Origin of the sequence: Bacteroides fluxus YIT 12057 (genome assembly GCF_000195635.1) — a bacterium.
GTDB classification, from domain to species: Bacteria; Bacteroidota; Bacteroidia; order Bacteroidales; family Bacteroidaceae; genus Bacteroides; species Bacteroides fluxus.
On sequence record NZ_GL882675.1, the window covers coordinates 1 to 1,645 of the forward strand.

Sequence of the window (1,645 nt, forward strand, 5' to 3'; positions counted from 1 at the left end):
TACTACGAATGTTCAGCCTTACAAGTATAATGGTAAGGAGTATGATGCGAATAAGGGCTTGTAACCACGGATGTAACGAATAATGGAATTTCTATGATGGAAGTGAGGGCGATTAACATCGAGAATAAAATTAGGAATAGAATAGGTGAACCTAAAAGAACAACATATGGTAACAAAAAGATACCTGAAGAATTATTGTATTAAAGATGTTTTTTTAATCATTATTGCTTTTTCTTTTGTAGGATGTATGAACAGAAATCAGGATGAACGATATGATGATAATACGATTGATACATCCTTTTTTCATACCCCTTTTGTAGCAATAAATGTATCATATAAGAATAATATTCATCGAATGGTAATGGAAGAAAATTTGATAAATTCACTTCCCAAAGAAAGGCTGTCAGGTAAAATGTATAGGAGTGAACTTTATCCTATATTCAGAAATGACACGTTAGTTATTGATAGTATTACATTTAATAAATTCATAGACAATGGATGTTTGGTAGTAACTCAAAAAAGTGTAGATTCTGTATGTTGTGGAGAAATAAAGAATATATTATCTTCCTTTTTCGACGAGAATGGGATATTAGTAGATTCATTGTCCGAAAAGGAGCAGAGTTATATAATATATTTATTGTTTCAGCATAAAGTATATCTAAAAACAGATTGTGAAACTGGACTATTGCATATTATAAATTAATCTTTCGCTGTATCGGATATTTTTTCTGTTTGCTACTAAATATCGTTCACTCTCACCGTATCAGTATGGGGCTAATAATCCGGTTGGAAATATTGACGTGAATGGGGATAGTATAGTTGTTCAGAACCATGGTGAAGGTATGCATATGGCTATGTTAATTCAGAACAATGACAATAAGTGGCAATATTTCTCAGTCAATGGGGATAATGTTTATGTTTCGGGAAAATTTTCTGGTGGTAGAAGATTTGATGAAGGATACATAATCCCAACAACAAGAGAGCAAGATACTGAGATGAGAAATACATTCGTTAAAATAAGCCAAAATGAAGAGTATGATTTTCTCGGAAATAATTGTACGACTACAGTACAAAGAGCTATGGAAGGTGTCGGACTTAAAACTTATGATATGAAAGCTCGTAAAATACCTCTTGATTATGGTATTGGGGATTCATATATTATAGTGAAGAATCAAAGACCCATTATTCCAGGCGATTCTTTTCAATCGATAATTAGGTTTAATCCTAGTGGGATATATATGCAAAGAATGAAAAAAAGATAAAATGAGAATAATAAGAGAAATCAGGCCTGTACATATCTTTATGCTCATGCTGTCAATTCTGTTGATGCAGAAAATTGTACAAAGTGGTTGGACTCCTATGTTTTTCTTGGTAATAGGCGCTGCTATATTGGATTTTGGACTAATGTTACTTGTTGACTATTTTCTGATTCAGAATATGTCGATAAAATATCTCTGGGTCGTAGAAATTGTTATTGTTTTGTTTTTGGTTCTTTTGAAATTATATAATAACTTATCATTGTATGATATGATTTTCTTAATTTACTAATATTCTTTATACAGTTTGGTTATTTCAAGAAGGCTCTTTTTATTGCTAACTTACCGTCAAACTAAATGATTCCCTGCTTGCGTTTCAATTGAGTGTA

The 1,645-nt window shown here is 31.6% G+C and carries 2 protein-coding genes; both read left to right on the top strand.

Features of this window, described 5'->3' with window-relative positions; translation table 11 throughout:
• Positions 1–166 precede the first annotated feature (166 nt).
• On the top strand, positions 167–703 hold the full coding sequence (locus HMPREF9446_RS12590) for a hypothetical protein (RefSeq protein WP_009126063.1): 537 nt from the start codon (positions 167–169) through the stop codon (positions 701–703).
• Positions 704–848: 145 nt separating this feature from the next.
• The gene (locus HMPREF9446_RS12595; RefSeq protein ID WP_148345820.1) at positions 849–1,262 is read left to right on the top strand and encodes a hypothetical protein; all 414 of its coding nucleotides are present in this window, start codon (positions 849–851) and stop codon (positions 1,260–1,262) included.
• Positions 1,263–1,645: the final 383 nt, after the last annotated feature.

What these genes read in the sequence shown, in the direction of transcription:
- HMPREF9446_RS12590 (WP_009126063.1), top strand. Translation starts at nt 167, where the DNA reads ATGGTAACAAAAAGATACCTGAAGAATTATTGTATTAAAGATGTTTTT.
- HMPREF9446_RS12595 (WP_148345820.1), top strand. Translation starts at nt 849, where the DNA reads ATGGCTATGTTAATTCAGAACAATGACAATAAGTGGCAATATTTCTCA.